At 72.5% G+C, this 22,439-nt stretch carries 26 protein-coding genes; 14 read left to right on the top strand and 12 right to left on the bottom strand.

What is annotated here, in order from left to right:
- Positions 1-43: 43 nt before the first annotated feature.
- Positions 44-1,123, top strand: a complete 1,080-nt coding sequence (locus ASF78_RS16840; RefSeq protein ID WP_056592092.1) for a trans-aconitate 2-methyltransferase — start codon at positions 44-46, stop codon at positions 1,121-1,123.
- A complete protein-coding gene (locus ASF78_RS16835) occupies positions 1,120-3,291 on the top strand; it encodes an alpha/beta hydrolase (protein WP_082495153.1) in 2,172 nt (723 codons plus the stop codon). The genes ASF78_RS16840 and ASF78_RS16835 overlap by 4 nt, the downstream gene beginning before the upstream one ends.
- Here ASF78_RS16835 and ASF78_RS16830 read toward each other — a convergent pair.
- Positions 3,288-3,596 carry a DUF1905 domain-containing protein gene (locus ASF78_RS16830; RefSeq protein ID WP_056592084.1) on the bottom strand — a complete coding sequence of 103 codons (309 nt, stop codon included), beginning with the start codon at positions 3,594-3,596 and terminating at the stop codon, positions 3,288-3,290. The genes ASF78_RS16835 and ASF78_RS16830 overlap by 4 nt on opposite strands.
- Positions 3,597-3,655: 59 nt before the next feature.
- Between ASF78_RS16830 and ASF78_RS16825 the strand changes: the two genes are divergently transcribed.
- Positions 3,656-4,165 (top strand): DUF664 domain-containing protein, encoded by a 510-nt coding sequence (locus ASF78_RS16825; protein ID WP_056592081.1) that lies wholly within the window; start codon positions 3,656-3,658, stop codon positions 4,163-4,165.
- Here ASF78_RS16825 and ASF78_RS23330 read toward each other — a convergent pair.
- On the bottom strand, positions 4,158-5,786 hold the full coding sequence (locus tag ASF78_RS23330) for a DapH/DapD/GlmU-related protein (protein WP_056592078.1): 1,629 nt from the start codon (positions 5,784-5,786) through the stop codon (positions 4,158-4,160). The two genes, ASF78_RS16825 and ASF78_RS23330, sit on opposite strands and share 8 nt — an antisense overlap.
- A gap of 65 nt (positions 5,787-5,851) precedes the next feature.
- On the opposite strand from ASF78_RS23330, the gene rlmC reads away from it, so the two are divergent.
- Entirely contained in the window at positions 5,852-6,973 is a 1,122-nt protein-coding gene (rlmC, locus tag ASF78_RS16815) for a 23S rRNA (uracil(747)-C(5))-methyltransferase RlmC (protein ID WP_056592075.1), read from the top strand.
- On the opposite strand, the gene ASF78_RS16810 is transcribed toward rlmC, so the two are convergent.
- Together ASF78_RS16810 and ASF78_RS16805 are read right to left on the bottom strand one after the other, a co-directional pair.
- A complete protein-coding gene (locus ASF78_RS16810; RefSeq protein WP_056592072.1) occupies positions 6,970-7,530 on the bottom strand; it encodes an isochorismatase family protein in 561 nt (186 codons plus the stop codon). The genes rlmC and ASF78_RS16810 overlap by 4 nt on opposite strands.
- Entirely contained in the window at positions 7,527-7,976 is a 450-nt protein-coding gene (locus ASF78_RS16805; protein WP_056592069.1) for a MarR family winged helix-turn-helix transcriptional regulator, read from the bottom strand. The genes ASF78_RS16810 and ASF78_RS16805 overlap by 4 nt, the downstream gene beginning before the upstream one ends.
- A gap of 71 nt (positions 7,977-8,047) precedes the next feature.
- Here ASF78_RS16805 and ASF78_RS16800 point away from each other — a divergent pair, with 71 nt between their 5' ends.
- Positions 8,048-9,178: an NAD(P)/FAD-dependent oxidoreductase gene (locus tag ASF78_RS16800; protein WP_056592066.1), complete on the top strand. Its 1,131-nt coding sequence runs from the start codon at positions 8,048-8,050 to the stop codon at positions 9,176-9,178.
- Here ASF78_RS16800 and ASF78_RS16795 read toward each other — a convergent pair.
- Positions 9,165-9,581, bottom strand: coding sequence for a hypothetical protein (locus ASF78_RS16795; RefSeq protein ID WP_056592063.1), 417 nt, complete (start codon positions 9,579-9,581; stop codon positions 9,165-9,167). The two genes, ASF78_RS16800 and ASF78_RS16795, sit on opposite strands and share 14 nt — an antisense overlap.
- Positions 9,582-9,607: 26 nt before the next feature.
- Positions 9,608-10,195, bottom strand: a complete 588-nt coding sequence (locus tag ASF78_RS16790; RefSeq protein ID WP_056592061.1) for a dihydrofolate reductase family protein — start codon at positions 10,193-10,195, stop codon at positions 9,608-9,610.
- Positions 10,196-10,287: 92 nt separating this feature from the next.
- Between ASF78_RS16790 and ASF78_RS16785 the strand changes: the two genes are divergently transcribed.
- Both ASF78_RS16785 and ASF78_RS16780 read left to right on the top strand, forming a co-directional pair.
- The gene (locus ASF78_RS16785) at positions 10,288-10,632 is read left to right on the top strand and encodes a helix-turn-helix transcriptional regulator (RefSeq protein ID WP_056592058.1); all 345 of its coding nucleotides are present in this window, start codon (positions 10,288-10,290) and stop codon (positions 10,630-10,632) included.
- Positions 10,629-11,072, top strand: a complete 444-nt coding sequence (locus tag ASF78_RS16780; RefSeq protein WP_056592055.1) for an SRPBCC domain-containing protein — start codon at positions 10,629-10,631, stop codon at positions 11,070-11,072. The genes ASF78_RS16785 and ASF78_RS16780 overlap by 4 nt, the downstream gene beginning before the upstream one ends.
- A 6-nt stretch (positions 11,073-11,078) precedes the next feature.
- On the opposite strand, the gene ASF78_RS16775 is transcribed toward ASF78_RS16780, so the two are convergent.
- Positions 11,079-11,651 (bottom strand): DUF998 domain-containing protein, encoded by a 573-nt coding sequence (locus tag ASF78_RS16775; protein ID WP_082495152.1) that lies wholly within the window; start codon positions 11,649-11,651, stop codon positions 11,079-11,081.
- Positions 11,652-11,905: 254 nt separating this feature from the next.
- Here ASF78_RS16775 and ASF78_RS16770 point away from each other — a divergent pair, with 254 nt between their 5' ends.
- Genes ASF78_RS16770 through ASF78_RS16755 form a run of 4 tightly spaced genes read left to right on the top strand, consistent with a single transcriptional unit; the run spans position 11,906 to position 16,197 of the window.
- Entirely contained in the window at positions 11,906-12,421 is a 516-nt protein-coding gene (locus ASF78_RS16770; RefSeq protein WP_056592053.1) for a hypothetical protein, read from the top strand.
- Positions 12,422-12,430: 9 nt separating this feature from the next.
- Positions 12,431-13,846: a flotillin family protein gene (locus tag ASF78_RS16765; RefSeq protein WP_082495151.1), complete on the top strand. Its 1,416-nt coding sequence runs from the start codon at positions 12,431-12,433 to the stop codon at positions 13,844-13,846.
- Positions 13,847-13,862: 16 nt separating this feature from the next.
- A complete protein-coding gene (locus tag ASF78_RS16760) occupies positions 13,863-14,672 on the top strand; it encodes an alpha/beta fold hydrolase (protein WP_056592050.1) in 810 nt (269 codons plus the stop codon).
- Positions 14,656-16,197, top strand: coding sequence for a SpoIIE family protein phosphatase (locus ASF78_RS16755; RefSeq protein ID WP_056592047.1), 1,542 nt, complete (start codon positions 14,656-14,658; stop codon positions 16,195-16,197). Before ASF78_RS16760 ends, ASF78_RS16755 begins: the two co-directional genes overlap by 17 nt.
- 30 nt (positions 16,198-16,227) lie before the next feature.
- Here ASF78_RS16755 and dhaK read toward each other — a convergent pair whose 3' ends face one another.
- From dhaK to ASF78_RS16735, 4 genes are all read right to left on the bottom strand, one after another.
- On the bottom strand, positions 16,228-17,223 hold the full coding sequence (dhaK, locus tag ASF78_RS16750) for a dihydroxyacetone kinase subunit DhaK (RefSeq protein ID WP_056592043.1): 996 nt from the start codon (positions 17,221-17,223) through the stop codon (positions 16,228-16,230).
- A 76-nt stretch (positions 17,224-17,299) separates the two neighbouring features.
- The gene (gene dhaL, locus ASF78_RS16745; protein WP_056592041.1) at positions 17,300-17,920 is read right to left on the bottom strand and encodes a dihydroxyacetone kinase subunit DhaL; all 621 of its coding nucleotides are present in this window, start codon (positions 17,918-17,920) and stop codon (positions 17,300-17,302) included.
- Positions 17,910-18,698: an HAD-IA family hydrolase gene (locus ASF78_RS16740; protein ID WP_056592038.1), complete on the bottom strand. Its 789-nt coding sequence runs from the start codon at positions 18,696-18,698 to the stop codon at positions 17,910-17,912. The genes dhaL and ASF78_RS16740 overlap by 11 nt, the downstream gene beginning before the upstream one ends.
- Positions 18,695-19,555, bottom strand: a complete 861-nt coding sequence (locus ASF78_RS16735; RefSeq protein ID WP_056592035.1) for a class II fructose-bisphosphate aldolase — start codon at positions 19,553-19,555, stop codon at positions 18,695-18,697. The genes ASF78_RS16740 and ASF78_RS16735 overlap by 4 nt, the downstream gene beginning before the upstream one ends.
- A 123-nt stretch (positions 19,556-19,678) precedes the next feature.
- On the opposite strand from ASF78_RS16735, the gene ASF78_RS16730 reads away from it, so the two are divergent.
- The 3 genes from ASF78_RS16730 to ASF78_RS16720 are packed head-to-tail and all read left to right on the top strand — an operon-like array spanning position 19,679 to position 21,071.
- Positions 19,679-20,413 carry a GntR family transcriptional regulator gene (locus ASF78_RS16730; protein ID WP_056592032.1) on the top strand — a complete coding sequence of 245 codons (735 nt, stop codon included), beginning with the start codon at positions 19,679-19,681 and terminating at the stop codon, positions 20,411-20,413.
- Positions 20,414-20,439: 26 nt separating this feature from the next.
- Complete coding sequence (locus tag ASF78_RS16725) at positions 20,440-20,685, top strand: type II toxin-antitoxin system Phd/YefM family antitoxin (RefSeq protein ID WP_056592030.1); 246 nt, start codon at positions 20,440-20,442, stop codon at positions 20,683-20,685.
- Positions 20,682-21,071: a type II toxin-antitoxin system VapC family toxin gene (locus ASF78_RS16720; RefSeq protein ID WP_056592027.1), complete on the top strand. Its 390-nt coding sequence runs from the start codon at positions 20,682-20,684 to the stop codon at positions 21,069-21,071. Before ASF78_RS16725 ends, ASF78_RS16720 begins: the two co-directional genes overlap by 4 nt.
- Before the next feature lie 3 nt (positions 21,072-21,074).
- Here ASF78_RS16720 and ASF78_RS16715 read toward each other — a convergent pair whose 3' ends face one another.
- Positions 21,075-22,376, bottom strand: a complete 1,302-nt coding sequence (locus ASF78_RS16715; RefSeq protein ID WP_156374202.1) for an NYN domain-containing protein — start codon at positions 22,374-22,376, stop codon at positions 21,075-21,077.
- Between the last annotated feature and the right edge of the window lie 63 nt (positions 22,377-22,439).

The following is a 22,439-nucleotide window of genomic DNA, read 5'->3' as shown; positions in this document are numbered from 1 at the left end:
CGGAAGCGACATATCCGACACCTCTTCGAGGAGCATCACGATCATGACCGAGACCCTTCCGCAGCGGACCATCGACCCCGACAAGCTCATGTCCTTCGTGTTCCGCGCCGTCGACGAGGTCGGCGCCACCCTGAACACCGCGCTGGTCGTGATGGGCGACAAGCTGGGCTACTACACGGTGATGGCCGACGGCCGACCCGTGACCCCGGCCGAGCTGGCCGAGCGGACGAGCACGAGCGAGCACTACGCCCGCGAGTGGCTGAACAACCAGGCCGCGGGCGCGATCGTCGAGTACGACGCCGAGACGCGCCGGTACACGCTCCCCGCCGAGCACGCCGTCGCGCTCGCGGACCCGACGAGCCCGGCGTACCTGGCCGGCTTCTTCCAGATCGCGCTCGGCACGGTGCGGGACACCCCGGAGATCCTCGAGGCCGCCCGCGACGGCGACGGTGTGGGCTGGCACGCGCACAACACCGACGTGCACCACGGCTGTGAGCGCTTCTTCCGCACCATGTACAACGGGCACCTGCTGAACGAGTGGATCCCCGCGCTCGACGGCGTCGCGGCGAAGCTCGAGGCGGGCGGTCGGGTCGCCGACGTCGGCTGCGGGCACGGCGCGTCGACGATCCTGCTGGCCAAGGCGTTCCCGAACGCCACGTTCGTCGGTTCGGACTACCACGAGGCGTCCATCGAGGTCGCCCGCGGGCGTGCGGCAGCGGCCGGGGTCTCCGACCGGGTGACGTTCGAGGTCACGCCCGCGACCGGGTTCACCGGTACGGGCTACGACCTGATCGCGATGTTCGACTGCCTGCACGACATGGGCGACCCGGTGGGTGCGGCCCGGCACGTGCGCGAGGCGATCGCCCCGGACGGCACGTGGATGGTGGTCGAGCCGATGGCGGGCGACCGCGTCGAGGACAACCTGAACCCGGTCGGCCGGGCGTTCTACGGCTTCTCCACGCTGCTGTGCACCCCCGCGTCGCTCAGCCAGGACGTCGGTCTGGCGCTGGGCACGCAGGCGGGTCCGGCGAAGATCCGCGACGTCTCGACGGCGGCCGGGTTCACGTCCTTCCGGACCGCGGCGTCGACCCCGTTCAACAACGTGTTCGAGGTGCGCCCGTGACGCGGAGCCCCCGCGAGGACGACACTGCTCGGGTGGGCACGAGCCCGAGCCGGGCAGCGGACCCGGACGTCGTCGGCGTCGCCGAGCGCGACGGGGTCCCGCTCGCCTACGAGGTGTTCCACCAGGACCACGGCACGACCGTGGTCCTGGTGCCCACCTGGTCGATCGTCCCCTCGCGGTTCTGGAAGGCGCAGGTCGGCTTCCTGGCCCGGCACTACCGGGTGGTCACGTTCGACGGGCGGGGCAGCGGCCGCTCGGGCCGCCCGGAGGGAGCTGAGGCCTACACCGACCGGGAGTACGCCGACGACATCCTGGCCGTCATGGACGCGACGGGCACGCAGAAGGCCGTGCTGGTCACCGAGTCCTGCGGGGCGTCCTGGGCGGTGCACGTCGCCGCGGGGGACCCGGACAGGGTCCTGGGGATCATGGCGATCGCCCCGTCGTGCGGCCTGGACGTGGCCACCCCGGGCCGCGACCACGTGCCGTGGGACGAGCCGCTCGACGAGACGGAGGGCTGGGCGAAGTACAACAAGCACTACTGGCTGGGCGGCGGCTACGACGACTTCACGGAGTTCTTCTTCCGCAAGATGTTCTCCGAGCCGCACTCCACCAAGCAGATCGAGGACTGCGTCGGCTGGGCGCACGAGATCTCGCCACAGACGCTGTCGGACACCACGGCGGGGCGCCTCGGCTGCGACGGTGCGGTGTGCGCGCCGGTCGCGCCGCTGGCCCGGCAGGTGACGTGCCCCGTCGTCGTGGTGCACGGCACCGAGGACCGCATCCGCCCCGCCGCGTTCGGCGAGCGGCTGGCCGAGCTCACGGGCGGCGAGCTGGTGCTGCTGGAGCACGCCGGGCACGGTCCGTCGGCGCGGGACCCGGTGAAGGTCAACCACCTGATCGCGGAGTTCGTCGACCGGTTCGCCGAGAGAAGGCCCCGCACCACGTGGGTGCGGGCGATGCGACGACCGCCGAAGGCGCTGTACCTCTCGTCGCCCATCGGGCTCGGGCACGCGCAGCGTGACGTGGCGATCGCAGCCGAGCTGCGGGCGCGACGCCCCGAGCTGCAGATCGACTGGCTCGCGCAGAACCCGGTGACCCGGGTGCTCGCGCAGCACGGCGAGCAGGTGCATCCCGCATCGGCGTGGCTGCGCAACGAGTCCGGCCACATCGAGCACGAGGCGGGCGAGCACGACCTGCACGCGTTCCAGGCGATCCGCCGGATGGACGAGATCCTCGTGCACAACTTCATGGTCTTCGACGAGGTGGTGGCCGACGGCGGGTACGACCTGGTGATCGGCGACGAGGCGTGGGACGTCGACTACTTCCTGCACGAGAACCCGGAGCTCAAGCGGTTCTCGTTCGCGTGGATGACGGACTTCGTCGGCTGGCTGCCGATGGCCGACGGCGGTCCGCGCGAGGCGGCGCTGACCGCGGACTACAACGCCGAGATGATCGAGCAGCGCGCCCGGTTCCGGCGCGTGCGGGACCGGTCGGTGTTCGTCGGGGACCCGGACGACGTGGTCGAGGACGACTTCGGCCCGGGGCTCCCGAGCATCCGGGCGTGGACGGAGGAGAACTTCGACTTCGCCGGGTACGTCACGGGGTTCGACCCGGCGCAGCTGGAGGGCACCGAGCGCTTGCGTGCGGAGCTCGGGATCGGCCCGGGGGAGAAGCTCTGCCTGGTGACCGTCGGCGGGTCGGGCGTCGGGACCTCGCTGCTGCGGCGGGTCATGGACGTCGTGCCGCTGGTCCGCGAGCTCGCACCGGAGATCCGGTTCGCGTTCGTCACCGGCCCGCGGATCGACCCGGGGTCGCTGCCCGCGTGGGAGGGGTCGACGGTGCTCGGGTACGTGCCGGACCTGTTCCGGCACCTGGCCGCATGTGACGTCGCGGTGGTCCAGGGCGGGCTGACCACGACCATGGAGCTGACGGCCCTGAACAAGCCGTTCGTGTACGTGCCGCTGCGTCACCACTTCGAGCAGAACCTGCACGTGCGCAAGCGGCTCGACCGGTACGAGGCGGGCCGGCACCTGGCCTACGAGGACGCGGTCGACCCGGACGGGCTCGCGGAGGCCATCGTGAAGGAGGCCAGCCGCGACGTGCGGTACCGCCCGGTGGCCACGGACGGTGCGGCGCGGGCGGCGGCGATGCTGGCGGACCTCGTCTAGACGTCCACCAGCGCGAGCTCGACATGGACGGTGTCGCCCACGTCGAGCCCCTCGGCCCTGCGGACGGCCTTCTTCACGGGCAGCACGTACGTGTCGGTCGACGGGAAGATCGACGTCCGCCAGACGGTCGCGCCGACGGTCACCTCGACGCGCACCGACCCGAAGCCGCGTGCGGAGTCGCCGACGAGGTCCAGCACCTCGTCGGCGACGTGCGTCGGCAGGCTGACGAACGTCCACGCGTCGGTCTTGCGGGCGTCCCACAGCCACAGCGGCGCCTCGAACTCGTAGGTCACGGCACCGATCATCTCCCGTCGCGCGCACCGGGGCGGCTCGACGTAGCCTCTCGAAGACCGAGGAGGGCTGCATGGATGTCGCAGGACTGCTGATCGAGTCGTTCGGGCGGGTGGACGGGGTGCTGACGCGCGCGGTCGACGGGTTGACCGTCGACGAGCTGACGTTCCGGCCCGACCCGGAGGCCAACTCCATCGCGTGGCTCGCGTGGCACGCAGCGCGCGGCGAGGACGCGCAGATCGCCGACGTGGCGGGTACCGAGCAGGTGTGGACCAGCCAGGGCTGGGCGGACCGTCTCGACCTGCCGTTCGACGACGCGGCGACGGGGTACGGCCACAGCGCGCAGGACGTCGGTCGCGTGCGGGCGTCGTCGGACCTGCTGCTCGCCTACGCCCGGGCGGTCGCGGACCGCACGCAGGACTACCTCGCCGGCCTGACCGAGAGCGACCTCGACCGGGTTGTCGACGAGGGCTGGGACCCACCGGTGACGCTCGGCGTCCGGCTCGTCAGCATCGTCGGCGACAGCCTCCAGCACGCCGGCCAGGCGGCCTACGTGCGCGGCCTGCTGGAGCGTTCTACCTGAGCGTGAGGGCCGCCTCGGGCCGGTGCACGCCCCGCGGCCGGTAGCCGAGCGCGTCCGCCTGGTCGAGCAGGTCGGCGGCGTACCAGAGCGTCGCCAGCCACATCTCGGTGCCCTGCAGGGTGGGGGTGCTGCCGGCTCGCGTGTCGAACGCGAACCCGTCGCCCGGGACCCACCGGCGGACGATCCGCTCCGCGTGCGTGCGTGCGACCTGCTGGATCTCGGGCCAGCGGTGTCGCCGGTCGTGCCGGGTCAGCCACCACAGGGGGTGCAGCACGTCGAGGGCGTCGCACGCGGTCTCGTGGCCGGGGCCGAACGTGCGCGGGTCGGCGGCGTGGCGCAGGACGGCGTCGATGGTCGCCTCGGTGCCGGGCAGGTCGACGCCGAGCTGGGCGAACGTGCCGCGGACCGTCCGGTAGAAGCCGTTCACGGGGAGCCGCAGGCCGTCGGCGTCCCGGGCGACGCCCCACATCCCGGTGCCCGGGTCCCGGTGCACGAGCAACCAGCCCAGCAGGGCGTCGACGACGCCGTCCGGCACCGGCCGACCGGCGCGCAGCTCCCAGGTCAGCGCGGTGCCCAGCGCGTCGGCGCGGTGGCCGGCGGACCAGGCGTCGTGCGGGAAGTCGAGGTCCTCCAGCGCGCGGACCACCCCCGCGGGGTCGAGGGCGGCGACGGGTGCCAGCGGGGCCTGCCACGTGGAGCCGAGCAGGTCCAGCGCGTAGCCGACGCAGAGCAGGTGGTAGACGTCGGTGTCGTCCCCGAGCCCCGGCAGCGGGACGTCCGGGACGCCACCGGGCCGGCCGAGCTCGTGCACCAGCCCGTCGTCCGCCTGCCAGCCGTGCAGCCGGGCCACGTGCTCGTCGCGGGTCAGGGGTGCGGGTGGTGCGCCGAGCAGCAGGTCCGCGACCTCGACGGCGTCGCAGTGCGCGCGGACCGTGGGCGCACCGCCGGGGGAGTCGGTCCACGCCGCACCGTCCCAGTGCCGTGCGAGCAGGTCCGGGGCGTCGGCGCGGGCCTGGTCGGCGAAGGCGCGCAGGGTGTCGGGTGTCGTCGCGACGGACCGGCGGTCACGGACCACGCGGGCGGGGTTGCCGACGACCACGGCCCACTCCGGGACGTCCCGGGTCACGACGGAACCGGCGCCGACGACGGCGTGCGAGCCGATGCGGACGCCGTCGAGCACGACGACGTGCGAGCCGATCCAGACGTCGTCGCCGACGGTGATCCCGAGGGACGACATGGGCTGCCGGAAGATCGGCTCGGTGAGGTCCGCCGTGCCGTGGTCGAACCCGAGCAGGCTGGTCTGCCCCCCGATCCGCACGGCGTCGCCGAGCCGGACGGTCCCGCGCACGACGGTGCTGACGTTCACGGTGCAGTCGGCCCCGACGACCAGGTCCCCCGAGAGGTGGGCGTGCGCGGCCACGGTCGACCTGTCGCCCAGCGTGAGGGTGTCAGGGTGGACCGCGGCGAGCCGGGACACCACGCAGTCCTGCCCGACGGTGTAGCCGCGGGCGCGCAGCTCGTCCTGGTAGGCGGCCTGGTCGGCGCGCGTCTCGGGGGTGGCCAGCCGGTCGAACGACCAGGGCGCGTAGTCCTCGCGGAGCGCGATCTCGGGCTCGTCCATGCACCGTCTCCCTCGTCGGAACCCCTGAATCCTTTCATGATCCGGGCCACGTAGGCTTCCCGACCATGCAGTGTGCCTACTTCGACGCGGGGGTCTGCCGCTCCTGCACCTGGATGGGCCGCCCGCACGGCGAGCAGGTCGCCGACAAGGAACGGCACTGCGCCACGCTGCTGGGCGAGCGCGACGACCTGGTGTGGCTGCCCCCGGTCACCGGTCGCGAGTCGGGGTACCGGAACAAGGCGAAGATGGTGGTCGGCGGGACCGTCGAGAATCCCACCCTCGGGATCCTCGACGCGGGCGGCGCGGGGGTGGACCTACAGGGCTGCGGGCTGTACCCCGAGTCGCTCGCGGACTGCTTCGGTGTGCTCGCCGCGTTCGTCACCCGCGCGACCCTCACGCCGTACGACGTGCCGGCGCGCACCGGCGAGCTGAAGAACCTGCTGGTCACGCAGTCCCCGGACGGCGAGCTCCTGCTCCGGTTCGTGCTGCGCTCGCAGGAGCCCGTCGCCCGGATCCGCAAGCACCTGCCGTGGCTGCTGGCCGCCCTGCCGCAGCTGCGGGTGGTGTCGGTCAACCTGCTGCCGGACCACAAGGCGGTGCTCGAGGGGGACCGCGAGATCCTGCTGACGGCCACCGAGACGCTGCGGATGCGCGTCAACGGGATCGACCTGCACCTGCGCCCGCAGAGCTTCTTCCAGACGAACACCGAGGTCGCCGCCGCGCTGTACCGGCACGCGACGACCTGGGTGGAGGAGCTGGCACCGAGCAGCGTGTGGGACCTGTACTGCGGCGTCGGCGGGTTCGCGCTGCACGTGGCGGCACCCGGTCGCGAGGTCGTGGGCATCGAGACGAGCGTCGAGGCGATCGCGAGCGCGACCCTGAGCGCCGCCGACCTCGGCCTGACCGGCGTGCGGTTCGCCGCCGGCGACGCCACCGAGTTCGCGCTGAGCGCGCCGGCGCCCGACCTGGTGATCGTGAACCCGCCGCGGCGGGGGATCGGGGACGTGCTGAGCCGCTGGCTGGAGGCTTCCGACGTGCGGCACGTCGTCTACTCCAGCTGCAACGCCGCCTCGCTCGCCCGCGACCTGGCGGCCATGCCGTCGCTGCGCCCCCGCCGCGCGCAGGTGCTGGACATGTTCCCGCAGACGACGCACTACGAGGTGCTGACCCTGCTGGAGCGCGTCTAGCCGGCCAGCAGCGCGAGGACCTCGTCGGTCGTCCCGGTCTCGCCGAGCCGGGGGAAGATCCGGGTCACGCTGTTCTCGTGCGCCTCCGCGCTCGAGTCGGTCATGCCATCGACCGCGAGCGTGACGTGGAACCCGTGCTCGGCGGCCGCGCGCGCGGTCGACTCCACACCCGCCGTCGTCGCGATGCCGACGACCACCACCTGCGTCACCCCCAGCCCGTGCAGCAGCTCCGCGAGCCCGGTCTGGTGGAAGGCGCCCCAGGTCCGCTTGGTGATCACGTGGTCGCCCGGCTGCGGGGTGAGCTCGGCGACGAGGTCGGCGGCACCCTCCGGGGGAGGACCACCGGCGGAGCGGTGCGGGGACTCGGTGCGACCGGGCGCGCTGCCGAGCGCCTGGACCAGCACGACGGGCAGGTCGCGCTCCCGGAAGGCGCCCGCGAGGGTCGCGGCACGACGGACCACGTCGGTCGTCGGGTGCGCCGACGGCAGCGCGACGACCGCGTTCTGCAGGTCGACGACGAGCAGGGCGGTGACAGGGTCGAGCATCGTGAGGGTCACGTGGGGGGCCTTTCGAGGGTGAGCCGGTCGAGCAGGGTGAGGGCGTCGCGGACGGTCGCGCGCTCGTCGTCGGTGAAGCGGTCCTGGAACGCGCGGGCGAGCCACTCCTCGCGGACCTGGCGGACGCCTTCCGCTCGCTCGCGGCCGGCGGGGGTCAACCGGACCACCAGGCGCCTGCCGTCGTGCGGGTCGGGCGTCCGATGCACGAGCCCCTGCCCGGCGAGCGCGGCGAGGATCGTCGCCACCGACTGAGGGCGCACGCCCTCGGCGGTGGCCAGGTCGCTGCCGGAGGCCGGACCGTCCTTCTCCAGGCGCGTCAGCACGCTCATCTGCGAGGGGGTCAGGGCGCTGGTGTCATACACCTCGCGCAGCCGCCGCACGAGGCGCCCGAGCAGCACGCGCAGGTCCCTGGCGGCACGCGCCGCGTCCGGCGAGATCTCGTCCACAACTAGACAGTATCAACTGTTCAGTTCCAACTTACTATTGGACAACCGTCCATGTGACGATAGGAAGAGCCATGAGCACTCCGCCCGTCCTCGTCATCGGCGCCGGCCCTGGCGGCCTCGCGGTCGCCGCCTCGCTGAAGACGCGGGGCGTGCCCGTCATCGTGCTGGAGAGGTCCGACGACGTCGGCGCCTCCTGGAGGCGGCACTACGAGCGGCTCCACCTGCACACCACCCGACGCTGGTCGGGGCTGCCGGGCTTCCCGATCCCGCAGCACTTCGGCCGGTGGGTCGCCCGCGCGGACGTCGTCAACTACCTCGAGATGTACGCGGTGCACCACCGGATCGACGTCCGGACCGGCGTCCACGTGAAGCGCGTCGCGCGTGCGGGGTACGGCCGCTGGGTGGTCGAGACCGAGTCGGGCGAGTCCTTCGCCGGGTCGACCGTCGTGGTCGCGACGGGGTACAACCACACGCCCGTGCCCCCGCAGTGGCCCGGCGTCGAGGCGTACCCGGGCGAGCTCGTGCACGCGTCGGCGTACCGGAACGCCGAGCCGTACCACGGCAAGGACGTGCTCGTCGTCGGTGCGGGCAACACCGGCTCGGAGATCGCCGTCGACCTCACCGAGGGCGGCGCGTCGCGTGTACGGCTCGCGATCCGTACGGCTCCGCACATCGTGCGACGCTCGAACCTCGGCTGGCCCGCGCAGGGCACCGGGATCCTCGTCCGGCACCTGCCCGTCCCGGTGGTGGACCGCATCGCGGCCGTCGTCGCCCGCGTCGAGGTGCCCGACCTGTCGGCGTACGGCCTCCCGCGGCCGACCACCGGCCTCTACTCGCGGGTGAAGCAGGGGTCGGTGCCGCTCCAGGACGTCGGCCTGATCGCCGCCGTGCAGGCGGGGGACGTCGAGCCCGTCGCGGCGGTGGAGTCGTTCGACGACGACGGCGCCGTGGTGCTCGCCGACGGCTCGCGGATCACCCCGGACGTGGTCCTCGCGGCCACCGGGTACCGACGCGGGCTGGAGCCGCTGGTGGGTGACCTGGACGTGCTCGACGAGCGCGGGCTGCCGCGCGTCCACGGACCGCGGACGTCACGGTCGGCCCCCGGTCTCTACTTCACCGGGTACACCAACCCGATCAGCGGCATGTTCCGGGAGCTGCGGATCGACGCCGAACGGATCGCGGCCGCGATCAGCCGCGCCTGACGCGGCTCTCGCGCCAGGCCTTCCAGGCACCCGTCGACCAGAGCGCCCACACCACGAGGAGCGGCTGGAACACCAGCCGGACCGCCCGCGCCCGGTCGGAGTCCAGCCCGAACGCGTCCGTGCGGGTGACCAGCTGGGAGATGTTGCCGGGGAAGATCGCGACGAAGAACGCGGCGACCACCCAGCCGACCGCGACCCGTTGCTTCGGCAGCGCGACGAGCGCGCCACCGAGCGCGAGCTCGACCAGGCCCGACCCGACGACGACGGAGTCGGTGTCGACCGGCACCCACGGCGGCACCTGCGCCGCGAACTCCTCGCGCGCGAACGTCAGGTGGCTGGTGCCGGCGAAGAGCAGCATCGCTCCGAGCGTGATCCGACCGATGGTCCGTGCGGGAGAGGTCATGCGGTCAGCGTCTCCCACCCGGGGCGTCACCGCACGACGCGGAACGTGAGGTGCGTGGCCTCGGCGGTCGCGACGAGCCCGGTCCGGACCAGCTCGGTGTGCTGGTCCCCGGCGATGTCGAGCAGGCGTGCGCCGCCGTGCAGGAGCACGGGCACCAGGTTGAGGGTGACCTCGTCGACCACGCCCGCGCCGATGGCCTGCCGCACGGTCTCGGCGCCGCCCATGACCAGCACGTCCCGGTCGCCGGCGGCCGCCACGGCCTGCGCGACGGCGCTCGCGACGCCGTCCGTGACGAAGGTGAACGCGGCGCTCGTCATCGGCCGCGGCTCGTGCTCCCGGTGCGTCACGACGAACGTCGGTACCGGGAACGGGGTGTCGCCCCACAGGTCGACGCCGATGTCGTAGGTCCGGCGGCCGACGACGACCGCCCCGGTCCGCGCGAACAGGTCCGCGGAGACCGTGGCGTCCGCCGGGTCCGCCGTGGCCCCGGCGGCGGGGAAGAGCCAGCGGTGCAGCCGTTCACCCCCGACCCCCATCGGGTCCTGCTCCGAGACGTCCGGACCGGAGCTGTACCCGTCGAGCGAGACGGAGATGCTCACACGCACGATTCCCATACCGCGACGGTAGAGGTGGCCACCGACACGGGTTGACGGGTCGCTGCCCGCGGCGTACGTTGAAGATGTTCCTTAATTAAGGAGTTGCTGAAATGCCAGCTCGGGACGCGTTGAGCGTGGTCTTCGCCGCGCTCGCCGACCCCACGAGGCGCGCGATCCTCACGCACCTCCAGCAGGGCCCCTCGACCGCCGGGGACGTGGCAGCACCGTTCGCCATGAGCCGGTCGGCGATCTCGCAGCACCTCAAGGTGCTCGAGGACGCCGGTCTGATCGAGCGGACCGTGTCCGCGCAGTGGCGCACCTGCGTCCTGCGGACCGAGCCGCTCGACGAGGTCGCGACGTGGGTGGACAGCCACCGACGCCTGTGGGACGAGCGGTTCGACCTGCTGGACGAGCGGTTGCGGCAGCTCCACGAGCGAGAAGGAGAGGCACCATGACCGAGACCGACCAGAAGACCTTCACCATCACGCGCATCTTCGACGCACCCCGCGCGGCCCTCTGGCACGCGTGGACCGACCCCGACGAGGCCGCGGCCTGGTGGCACCCGCGCGGTGTCGTGACGCCACGGGACTCGGTCGAGCTCGACGTCCGTCCGGGCGGCACCTACAAGTACACGATGATCGCCCCGGACGGCAGCACCTACCCGACGTTCGGCGTCTACCGCGAGGTCGTCGAGCCCGAGCGGCTCAGCTTCACGTGGGCCGACCCGGGCGACACGTCGGCTGACGCGCCCCTGATCACCGTGACGCTCGAGGACCTCGGCGAGCAGACCCGGATGACGTTCCGTCTGGACGGCTACGGCGGGCAGCCCGGTGACGACGGCGTCTACGACGGCTGGGACCAGGCCTTCGACGTCCTCGTCGAGCACCTCGGCTGACGACCGTCAGCGCGACGCCGCTCGACGACGCAGGGCGACGACGACCACCAGCGGCCACACCGCCTGAGCACCGGCCACGGCCCGCTCGGACAGGCCGATGAGGTCGCCGTCGCCCTGCAGCTCGATCACGAACCACCCGAGCAGACCCGTGAGCACCACCGACGCGCCGACGGTGGCGGCCGGCTGCAGGATGCCGGTCGCCCCGCGGCGCGCCGCCAGCGCCGGCCAGAGCGCGAGCGCGCCGAACCCGATCCCGGCGGCGATGCCGTGGGCCTGCGGGGCGGCGTCGGACGGGAAGAGCGCGACGGCGAGCGTCGCCGCTCCGCCGATCGCGTGCAGCACCCGCGCCCGGCGGGGGACCGGTCGCAGCCCGGCCGCGGTCACCAGGTGCGCCACGCCCGTGATCGCCAGGCCCGCCGTCATGATCCACGGGTCGGTCGCGGTCGACGTCGCCAGCGCGCTGATCGTCTCCTGCACGGGGTCGAACGACGGCTGGCGGGCGGCCGCGAGCGTCCAGCCGCCGATCATGGCGACGGGAGCGGCGATCGCGGACGCGAGCGCCCAGCGGGGGACTGTCATGGAGGGCTGCCTTCTCGTCGGAGGTGTCGGAGACGGGGGTTCGTGACCGACCACCCCGACGGATGGGTGCTGGCATCCCCTACCCTGCGGCCACGCACGACCAGGCGCGACACGGTCACGGCGCTCGTCGTCGCCGTCCTCGTCGTCGTTCCGAAACTCGTCGTCCACAGGCCCGTGAAACGTCCCCACGGAGCGGGCCCCGCGAGGTATAACCAACGCGCCGCCTTTCGTCGCCGACCCGAGGACACAGACGCATGCTGATCTTCTGGGTGATCGCCGGGATCGCCCTGCTGCTCCTGGTCCTCACCGTCACCGTCGGTGACTTCCTCGACGGGGTCGTCGACGCGATCGACTTCACGGGCGGGTACCTGTCGTCGACGGTCGTGCTCGCGTTCCTGGCCACCTTCGGCATCGTCGGCGGCCTGCTGCTGACGACGACCGACGTGAGCGTGCTGGTCGCCTCCCTCGGTGGTGTCGTGGCGGGTGCCGTGGTCGGCGCCGGTGCCGGTGCCGCCACGCGCGCCCTGACCGACGGCCCGACGGCCCACCAGATCACCAGCAGCGACTACGTGGGCCAGGCCGCCACGGTCACCACGTCGATCCCGTCCGACGGCCTCGGCCAGATCTCCCTCGTCGTCGCCGGTCAGAGCACCGCGCTCGCGGCCCGCGCCGACGGTCCCGTGCCCACGGGCGCCGGCGTGACGGTCGTCGCGAACCTCGGTCCCGGCGTCGTCAAGGTCGCCACCGCCTCCCCGTCCGTCCCTCTCTAGGAGCTCTCCGTGCCTGAATCCTGGCTGCCCGTCGCGGGTGTCGCCGGTCTCGTCCTCGTCGTCCTGATCGTCGGCGTCGCGATCGCCAAGCGCTACCGCGTCGCCCTGCCCAACGAGGCGTTCATCGTCACCGGCCGCAAGGGCAAGACGTCGAACGACCTGTCCGGGCAGAAGGTGGTGACCGGTGGCGGCGTGTTCGTCCTGCCGTTCGTCCAGCAGCTGTCGGTGCTGGACATGTCGTCGCGCCGGATCACGGTCGAGGTCAACGGGGCGCCGTCGTCGCAGGGCATCGCGCTCACGGTCTCCGGGGTCGCGATCGTCAAGGTGCACAACGAGGACGTCTCCATCCGCGCGGCCGCCCAGCGCTTCGGCAGCCAGCAGGAGGAGATCGACAGCTTCACGACGAACCAGCTCTCGGGTGCGCTGCGCGCCATCGTCGGCAACCTGACCGTGGAGCAGGTCATCCGGGACCGCGAGTCGTTCTCCCAGCAGGTGCTCGAGTCCGTCACCGGGTCGCTCAGCGCGCAAGGGCTGAGCCTCGACGCGTTCACCATCCAGGAGGTCGGCGACCACGGCGGCGGCACGTACATCCTCGACATGGGCCGCGCGTCGGCCGCCGCGATCCGTCGCGAGGCCGAGATCGCCGAGGCGGAGGCGCGCCGGCTGTCCGAGGAGAAGCGGATCCACGCCGAGACGGAGGTCGCCAACTACCAGCGGGCGCTCGACCTGCGGCAGGCGGAGATCCTCGCCGAGACGGACCGGGCGAAGGCTCTGTCGGCGTCGGCCGGGCCGCTCGAGGCAGCCGCCCGCCAGCAGGAGATCCTCCAGCAGGAGGAGCTGGTCGCCGAGCGGCAGGCAGCCCTGACGGAGCGTCAGCTGGACACCACCGTGCGCCGCCCGGCCGATGCCGAGCGCTACCGCCTGGAGCAGCAGGCCGAGGCGCAGCGGGTCACCGCCGTCAAGGCCGCCGAGGCGTCCAAGGCCGAGAACGAGCTCCGCGGTGCCGGTGAGCTCGCGCTGCGGTCCGCGCAGGCCCGCGCCACCGAGCTCGAGGGTGCGGCCGAGGCCGCGGCGGTCCTCGCCCGGGGCAAGGCCGAGGCCGAGGCGCTGCAGCAGCGCGCCGAGGCGTACAAGGAGTTCAACCAGGCGGCCGTGTTCGACCGTCTGCTGGAGACCCTCCCGGAGATCGCGAAGCAGCTCGCGGCACCCATGGCGAACATCGACACCCTCACGGTCGTCTCGACCGACGGCGCCTCCGCGCTGCCGAAGGCCGTGGCGGGGAACTTCCTGCAGCTCCAGGAGCTGATCAAGTCGACGACCGGGCTGGACCTGACGCAGATCGTGCACCAGCTGACGGACTCCTCCACGGTCGTGGTTCCGACAGGCGCTCCCGCCACCAACGGGACGACGCCCTCCGCCGTCTGACGCTTACGCTCGACCCATGACCGTGCTCACCCGCAACAACGTCGTGCTCTCGGGCGTCCCGGATGCGCCGGCCATCGTGTTCGCGCACGGGTTCGGGTGCGACCAGAGCATGTGGCGGTTCGTCGCGCCCGCGTTCGAGGGGACCCACCGGGTGGTCCTGTTCGACCACGTCGGGGCGGGCGGCTCGGACCTGAGCGCGTACGACCCGCAGCGGTACGGGTCCCTGGCCGGGTACGCGGACGACGTGGTGCAGATCCTGGCCGCGCTCGACCTGGGCCCGGTGGTGTTCGTGGGCCACTCGGTGAGCGCGATGATCGGGGTCCTCGCGGCGGTGCGCCGACCGGAGCTGTTCGACCGGCTCGTGCTCGTCGGACCCAGCCCGCGGTACGTGGACGACGTCGACTACCGGGGTGGGTTCGACGCGGCGGAGATCGACGAGCTGCTCGCGACGATGGACGACAACTACCTGGGCTGGTCCGCGTTCATCGCGCCGGTGATCATGGGCAACGCGGGCCGGCCCGAGCTGGGCGAGGAGCTGACCAACTCGTTCTGCCGCACCGACCCGGCGATCGCCCGGCGGTTCGCCCGGACGACGTTCCTGGCGGACAACCGCGCGGACCTCGCGGACGTCACGACTCCTGCCCTGGTGCTCCAGTGCCGGGAGGACGTCATCGCGCCCCCGGAGGTCGGCCGGTACGTGCACGAGCACCTCGCCGGCAGCGAGCTGGTGCTCCTGGACGCGGTCGGGCACTGCCCGAACCTCAGCGCCCCCGACCAGGTGGTCGAGGCCATCACGGCATACCTGGCCCGTGTCCCCTCGAACTGACGACGCCTGGGACCGCGCCCCGGTCGCGCTCCTGCGGCTGGACGGCGACGGCACGATCCTCGACGCCAACCGCGTACTTCTCGACTGGGTCGGTCGGCCCGCGCAGGGCCTGCGCCTGAGCGACCTGCTGTCCGTGGGCGGTCGCATCTACTGGGAGACGCACCTCGCCCCGCTGCTGCACATGCAGGGGCGCGTCGACGAGGTCGCCGTCGAGCTGCGCGGCCCGGACGGCCGGCTGCCGGTGCTGATGTCGGCGGTCGTGCACACCGGCGCCGACGGCGGCCGTCGCGTCGACGTGGCGCTGTCCCGGGCCACGGAGCGCTCCCGGTACGAGCGTGAGCTGCTCGCGGCGCGGACGGCCGCGGACCGGTCCGCGGACCAGCTGCGCGCGCTGCAGGCGACGACGGCGGCCCTGTCGCAGGGCGTGGGCACCGAGGGGGTCGCGCGCGCGCTCGTCGACGTCGCGGTGACCCACCTCGGCGCGGCGACGGCGTCCGTGTGGCTGGCGGCCGACGACGGCACGCTGGTGCGTCGGGCCTCGTCCGGTGCGCGCGCTGCTGAGGGCACCGGGGTGCCGGACGAGCCGTGGACCGGGGCGCCCCACCCGAGGGACGACCGAGACGACGGCTGGGCGGAGACCGCCGAGACCGTCCAGGTGCATGCCGGTGGCGTCGTCGTCGTGGCGCTCGGCACGCCCGACGCCCCGCGCGGCACGCTCGTCCTGTCCCCGCGCGGGGACCCGTTCGACGTCGGCGTCCTCACGGCCGTCGGGCAGCAGGCGGGACTGGCGCTGGAGCGCGCGGAGAGGTTCGACCAGAAGGCCTCCGTCGCCCATGAGCTCCAGCACGCCCTGCTGACCACGCACCTGCCGGTCGACGACCGGTTCAGCGTGACCACGGAGTACCGCCCGGGCGTGCAGGCCCTGGAGGTCGGCGGTGACTGGTACGACGCGTTCCTGGTCGACGACGACGTGCTCGCGGTCGCGGTCGGCGACGTCGTCGGCCGGGGTCTGCATGCCGCGACCGCCATGGGGCAGCTCCGCAGCGCCGTGCGCGCGGTGGCCGGACCCGGCGTGGGTCCTGCCGAGCTGCTCACGCGGCTGGACCGGTTCGTCGTCCAGGCGGACGTCGGCTTCATGGCGACGCTCGCCTACGCCGAGATCGACCTGACGACCGGGGTCGTCCGGTACGCGTGCGCGGGGCACCTGCCTCCGCTGCGTCTCACGGCGGGTGGCGCGCACGAGTTCCTCTGGGACGGCCGGTCGACCCCGCTGGGCGTCGGGACCGGTCGCGCGGAGGCGTCGGCGGCCCTCGACCCGGGCGACCTGCTCGTCCTGTACACCGACGGCCTGGTGGAGCGCCGCGACCGCTCGCTGCGGGAGGGTCTCGAGGCGCTCGCGAGTGCCGGCGCGGCACTGCTCGAGAGCTCGGTCGCCGTCCTGGTGACGGGTCTGCTCGAGCGCGCTCCGGCCGACCTCGACGACGTGTGCGTCCTCGTCGCGACCTGGTCGCCGACCCGGCCATGAGCGCCCCAGGGCTCATGGCCGGTCCCGGGGTCAGAACACGCGGTTGGCGATCTCGGCAGGAGCCAGCAGCAGCTCGGTGATCTCGTCGTCGAGCTGGACCAGCGTGAGGGACGCGCCGGCCATGTCGAGCGACGTGCAGTACTCGCCGACGTAGCTGCGGCCGACGGTGATGCCCTGGGCGGCGAGCTTCTCGTGCGCCAACCCGTACAGCAGGTAGAGCTCGCTGATCGGGGTGCCGCCGAGTCCGTTGATCATGAGCGCGACCGAGTCGCCGGAGGAGTACGGCAGGTCGGGGACGACGGCGCCGAGCAGCTCGTCGACGATCTCGTCGGCGCTGACCAGCTTCGCGCGGCGGCGCCCGGGCTCGCCGTGGATGCCGACCCCGACCTCCATCTCGTCGTCGGCCAGCTCGAACAGGGGCGAGCCCTTGGCGGGCGGGGTGCAGGGGGTCAGGGCGATGCCCATGGTCCGGGTGACGGAGTTGACCTTCTCGCCGATCCGGACCAGCTCCTCCAGCGACGCCCCGGCCTCGGCGGCCGCGCCGACGGCCTTCATGACGAAGAAGTTCCCCGCGACACCCCGCCTGCCCACGGTCCACGTCGAGTCCTTGACCGCGACGTCGTCGTTGATGAACAGCGTCCGCACGTTCAGCCCTTCGGCCTCCGCCAGCTCGGCCGCCATCTCGAACGCCATCTTGTCGCCCGTGTAGTTGTTGACCAGCAGCAGGACGCCTTTGTCCGAGGCCAGCAGCTTCGCGCTCTCCAGCACGTACTCCATCGGCGGTGCCGCGAACACGTCGCCGGGACACGCGCCGTCGAGCATGCCCTTGCCGACGACCATGACGTGCGCCGGCTCATGGCCGGAGCCCGAGCCCTGGAGGATCGAGACCTTGTCGTGGCTCGGGGCGTCGGCCCGCATGATCAGGTTGTACTCGGGGACGTACCGCAGGGTGTCGGGGTTGGCCAGGGCGATGCCCTTGAGCATCTCGGGGACGAAGTTCAACGGGTCGTTGACGAACTTCTTCATCAGTCATTCCTCCACATCGTCGTGATCGGTCGACCTGTCGCCGCGTCGCCCCCCGGAGCGCGGACGTGTGTGTGCGTCACCAGGCGTCGGCGACGCGCTCCGCCAGCACGGCGACCGCGACGGCACCGGGGTCCAGCGACCCGATGCTGCGCTCACCGGTGTACGACGCGCGCCCGCGTCGCGCCTGCATCGGGCGGGTCGCCTCGGCGGCGTCCCGCGCGCTCGCGGCTGCGGCCTTTGCGATGTCGGCGGGTGCCGCCCCGGCCGCGAGCTCGCGCTCGATGGTGTCGGTCATGGGCGCGAGCGCGTCGAGCAGCGTCTTCTCGCCGAGGTCCGCGCCGCCGCGCGCCTTGATGCCCTCGATCGCGGCACGCAGCATCGCGACGACATCGGCACCGGCGATGTCCTGCTTGCCCTTGACCTGACCGGCCGCGCGCAGGAACGCGGTGCCCCAGATCGGCCCGGACGTCCCGCCGATCCGGCCCGTCATGACGACCGCGACCTTCTGCAGGAACGTGCCCGTGTCGGACCGGTCGAACGCGTCCCACTGGGCGAGCACGTTCTCGAACCCGCGCGCCAGCGAGAACCCGAAGTCGCCGTCGCCGACGACGGAGTCGAGGTCCCCGAAGTACTTCTCGTTCTCGATGCAGCCTTCGGTGATGGTGCGGACGACGGACTCGACGCGGCTATCGGACACTGTGGCTCCCGGTGCGGAGGTGGTCGAGGTGCGACAGGGCGACCTGCCCGTCGATGTCGAGGCCGAGCGGGTTGTCCAGCACGGTCGCGGGGTCGTCCGGCAGGTCCCCGAGCGAGCTCACGACGAGCGACGCCCCGGTGAAGTCCTCGTCGGCGGTGTAGCTGCTCACGGTGACGACGGTCCGCAGCCCGGCGCCGAGGGCGGCGCGCAGGCCGTTGGCGCTGTCCTCGACGACGACGACGTCCTCGGGGTGGACGCCGAGCTCCCGGAGCGCGAGCAGGTAGATGTCCGGTGCGGGCTTCTTGGCGGGCACGACGTCCCCGGCGAACACCGTGAACTGCGTGGCGAGCTCGTCGCCCACGGCGTGCTCGAGCACGGCGCGGACGGACGCCTCTGCCGACGTCGACGCCACGGCGAGCCCCCAGCCCGCCGCGGACGCCTCGGCCACGATCCGCGCGATCCCCGGCCGGCCGGGCAGGACACCGTCGGCCACCATCGTCGTGTAGTGCGCCGTCTTGGCCTTGTGCCAGCGGGCGATGAGGTCCTTCTGCTCGTCCGGGTCGGTGGGCAGGTGCGCCGTCTCGACGAACACCGGCGTGAACACGGTCGCGAGGCGTTCCTTGCCACCACCGATGGCGAGCAGGTTCCCGTACTCCTCGTCGCTCCAGTGGATCGGCAGACCGGCCTCGGCGAAGGTCTGGTTGAACGCGGGCAGGTGCCCGTCGCGCTCGGTGTCGGCGAGGACGCCGTCGCAGTCGAAGATCAGTGTGGGGGTCATCGACCAGCCTTCCCTGCGGAGCCGAACTCCTCGAGGTGCACCGCGATCGCAGCCTGCACCGCGGCGGAGATGTCCCGGAACATCGACGGCGGGTCCCACCTGTCACGCGCACGTGCCTCGGCCAGGTGGGTCTCGGCCGAGCGCATGTACGCGACCTTCACGCCCGTCGAGATGTTGATCTTGGAGACGCCGGCCGCGATGAACGTCGCGAAGTCGCCGGCCGAGAGTCCGGTCCCGCCGTGCAGGACGATCGAACGGTCGGTGAGTGCGGCCAGCTCGCGGACGCGTTCCGGGAGCAGGACCGGCTGCGCCTTGTACTCGCCGTGGGCGGTGCCCAGCTGCGGGGCGATCAGGTCGACGCCGGTCCGGTCGGCGACCGCGGCCAGGGTCGCGACGTCGTAGGAGTGCAGGCTGACGTCCGACCCGACGCCGTCCTCGACGCCGATGATGTTCTCGATCTCCGACTCGACGTCGACCCCCGCCGCGTGCGCCTCCGCGACCACCTCGGCGGTCTCACGCTCGGCCGACTCCAGGTCCCGGTCCGACGCGTCGAACAGGACCGAGGACCACCCGGCGCGGACCACGTCGGAGATGACGGCCCGGTCGGGGCAGTGGTCGAGGTGCAGCGCGACGGGGACGGGGACGTCGGTGGCGGCGTGCCGGAACATCGTCGTGATCAGGTCCGTGCCGATGGAGCGGACGGTCTTGACGGAGATCTGGATGATCATCGGGGAGTGCGCGGCGACCGCGGCGGCGATGACCGCCCGCAGGCTCAGGTCGTCGAGGATGTTCACCGCCGGCACCGCGTAGCCGTGCTCGCGAGCGGTGCGCGTCATCGCCAGCGTCGACGAGATCATGTGCTCCACCCTCCCGGCGAGCGGTCGTGCGCGACCAGGACCGCATCGTCCTGACCCTTCGGCAGTCTAGACAGGTCTACTCATGCACGACCAGGAGCGCAAGATCCGTGAAACCCTGGGGCCATGACGAACGTCCTGCAACGAGAGTCGGCGGTGCCGCTCTACGCGCAGCTCGAGCAGATCCTGTACACCCGGATCACCAGCGGCGAGTGGAGCCCGGGGCAGCGCATCCCGTCCGAGAACGAGCTCAACAAGATCTACGGGCTCAGCCGCATGACCGTGCGGGGCGTGCTGACCAAGCTCGTCGGCGACGGCCTCCTGGTCCGCGTCCCGGGGAAGGGGACCTACGTCGCCACGCCCAAGATCAACGCGGTGTCGCCCGCGTACCGGGGAGTGCGCGAGCAGCTCGAGGGCCTCGGCTACGAGACGTCGACGCGGCTCGTCTCCGTCGGGCGGGAGACGCCCTCCTCCGGGGTCCGGGAGCGGCTCGCGCTGGGCGAGGGCGACGAGACGTACGTGATCGTCCGCGTCCGCTCGGTCCAGGGCCAGCCGATCAGCCTGCACCGCTCGTACGTACCGGCCCGCCTGGCGCCCGGGCTCGACGAGCACGACGTCGTCGCCAACCAGCTCTGCGTCGTCCTCGAGGAGAACTACGGCCTGCCGATGAAGCGCGTCCACGAGGAGCTCGAGGCTGTCGCCGTCAGCAGCGAGGACGCCAAGCACCTGGGCATGCGCCGCGGCGAACCGGCGCTCCAGCTGCAGGACGTGATCTCCGACGCGCTGTCCCGCCCGTTCGAGTACTCGTCGATCGTCTTCCGCGGCGACCGCATGCGCCTCCGCTTCGACTACGACCGGTAGGTAGCACAAGTGCTACAGTCGCCCGCATGAGCCACTCCGTCGGTGTCCGCGAGCTGCGTCAGCACGCCAGCGAGGTCCTGCGCAGGGTCGAGGACGGCGAGCGGCTGACGGTGACGGTCAGTGGACGCGACGTCGCGATGCTCGTCCCCGCGACGCGACGGGCCTGGCGCCGGTTCGACGAGGTGGCCGACATCTGGGCGAGCCCTGCCGACCCGACCTTCGCGGACATCCGGGACCTGCTCGACCAGGAGATCACGGACCCGTTCGCGTGAGAGCCCTGCTCGACACGAGCGTGCTCGTCGGCGGCGTCGCCGACTTCGGTGACGCCGAGCTGGCCGTGAGCGCGATCAGCCTGGCCGAGCTCCACTTCGGTGTCCTCGTCGCTCCGGACGCGGGCGCACGGGCGGTCCGGCTGCAGCGTCTGGCATCGGTCGAGCGCCGGTTCGACCCTCTTCCGGTGGACGCGATGGTCGCTGCTGCGTACGGACAGCTCGCGTCGGCCGTGGTCGCACACGGGCGGCAGCCGCGCCGTCGCGCCTTCGACCTCATGATCGCCGCGACCGCGCTGGCGCACGACGCCACGCTGCTCACCTACAACCTCGACGACTTCGCCGGGCTGGAGTCGCTGCTCCAGGTCCGCGCCCCCCAGCAGCAGTAGCGGTCAGCCCTCCAGCAGCCCGCCGCCGACCCAGGCGCGGATCGCGGCGACGTCGCCGGTGCTCATCTGCATCCGCGCACCCCGGCACAGCCCGACGACGTTGTCGGCCCACGCCGTCGCGAGGTCGCGCGACGTGACCGACGACGTGAGACGCAGCCCCGCGAAGATGATGCCGCCGATGACGAAGTTGACGGTCGAGAGGCCGATCTTGGCGCCCGCCTTCTGGCACGCGTCGCGCACACGTCGTGAGGTCTTCGCACGGTCGAACGGCTGAGCCGCGAGGTCGGCGGCGAGCGCCGTGAGCAGGACGCGGTAGGTCGACTGGCTCAGACCGGGGGTGTCGGTCACCGCGACCACCTGGTTCTGCAGCGCGCTGGGAGCCATGTCCGTGACGGCGCCCGGCAGGTCGGCCTCGCCGAACCGAGTCGGGTCCCACACGTAGCCCGGCGGACGGGACGAGACGCCGACCTCGGGGACGGTCTTCGCCAACCAGGGCAGGAACCCTCCCGCCCCCGCCCACCGGGACTCCGGCAGGGACGGCTCGGTCTTCTGCGCCAGCTGCGCGATGGTGCCCAGCGGCACCGGACGGTCGGCGGTCTGCACGCGCTGGAGCACGGCCTTGCGTGCCGCGGTGCTGGCCGGCGGCTCGGCCGCCTTCTTCGACTTCGCGGGCGGCGAGGTGACGACGGCAGGTTCCGCGGCGGCGGCCGGGACCTCGATCACCGGGCTCTCCACCGGCAGGGTGGACGCGGTGTGCGTCACCAGGTCTGCCAGCTCGTCGGCGGTGATGACCGAGTCGGCGACGGCACGGTAGGCGCTCGCGGCCGGGCTGGCGGTCATGATCGTGACCCGACGGTCGGCGGCGCGGCAGCGCAGGGCCAGGGGAGTGAAGTCGGCGTCGGCGGAGACGATGACGAACTCCTCGTAGTGCGTCGGCGCGGCGAGCGCGTCGACGGCGTCGAGGACGAGGTTGATGTCGGCGCTGCTCTTGCCCTGCTGGGTCAGCGACGGGCAGTCGACGACCTGGAACCCGGCGCGTGTGAAGTTGGGGCGGAACTGCGAGAACCGCGACGGGTTGAGGTAGCACGCGCGGATGAGGAACCGGCGCGAGAAGTCGCCCTCGGAGTCGGTGCCGGACTCCAGCTCGCTGAGCCAGTGGGCCGGGTTCGTGGCGAACGCCTCGGCCGCGACGGGGTCGAGGCGCTGCAGGCCGATGTAGACGTTGTCGAAGTCGACGAACAGGGCGGTCCGGAAACGCCGAGCGGCGTCGGCTCGGTCGGCAGAGGTCACGCTCGGGGAAGTCACCTGGTCATCCTCCCTGCTTCGGCGGGCCCGTGCGTACGCGGTCCTGTGTGCGCTGTGACGCAC

Origin of the sequence: Cellulomonas sp. Leaf334 (genome assembly GCF_001424195.1) — a bacterium.
Classification (GTDB): Bacteria; Actinomycetota; Actinomycetes; order Actinomycetales; family Cellulomonadaceae; genus Cellulomonas.
This window is presented reverse-complemented; position numbering and strand designations above follow the sequence as displayed.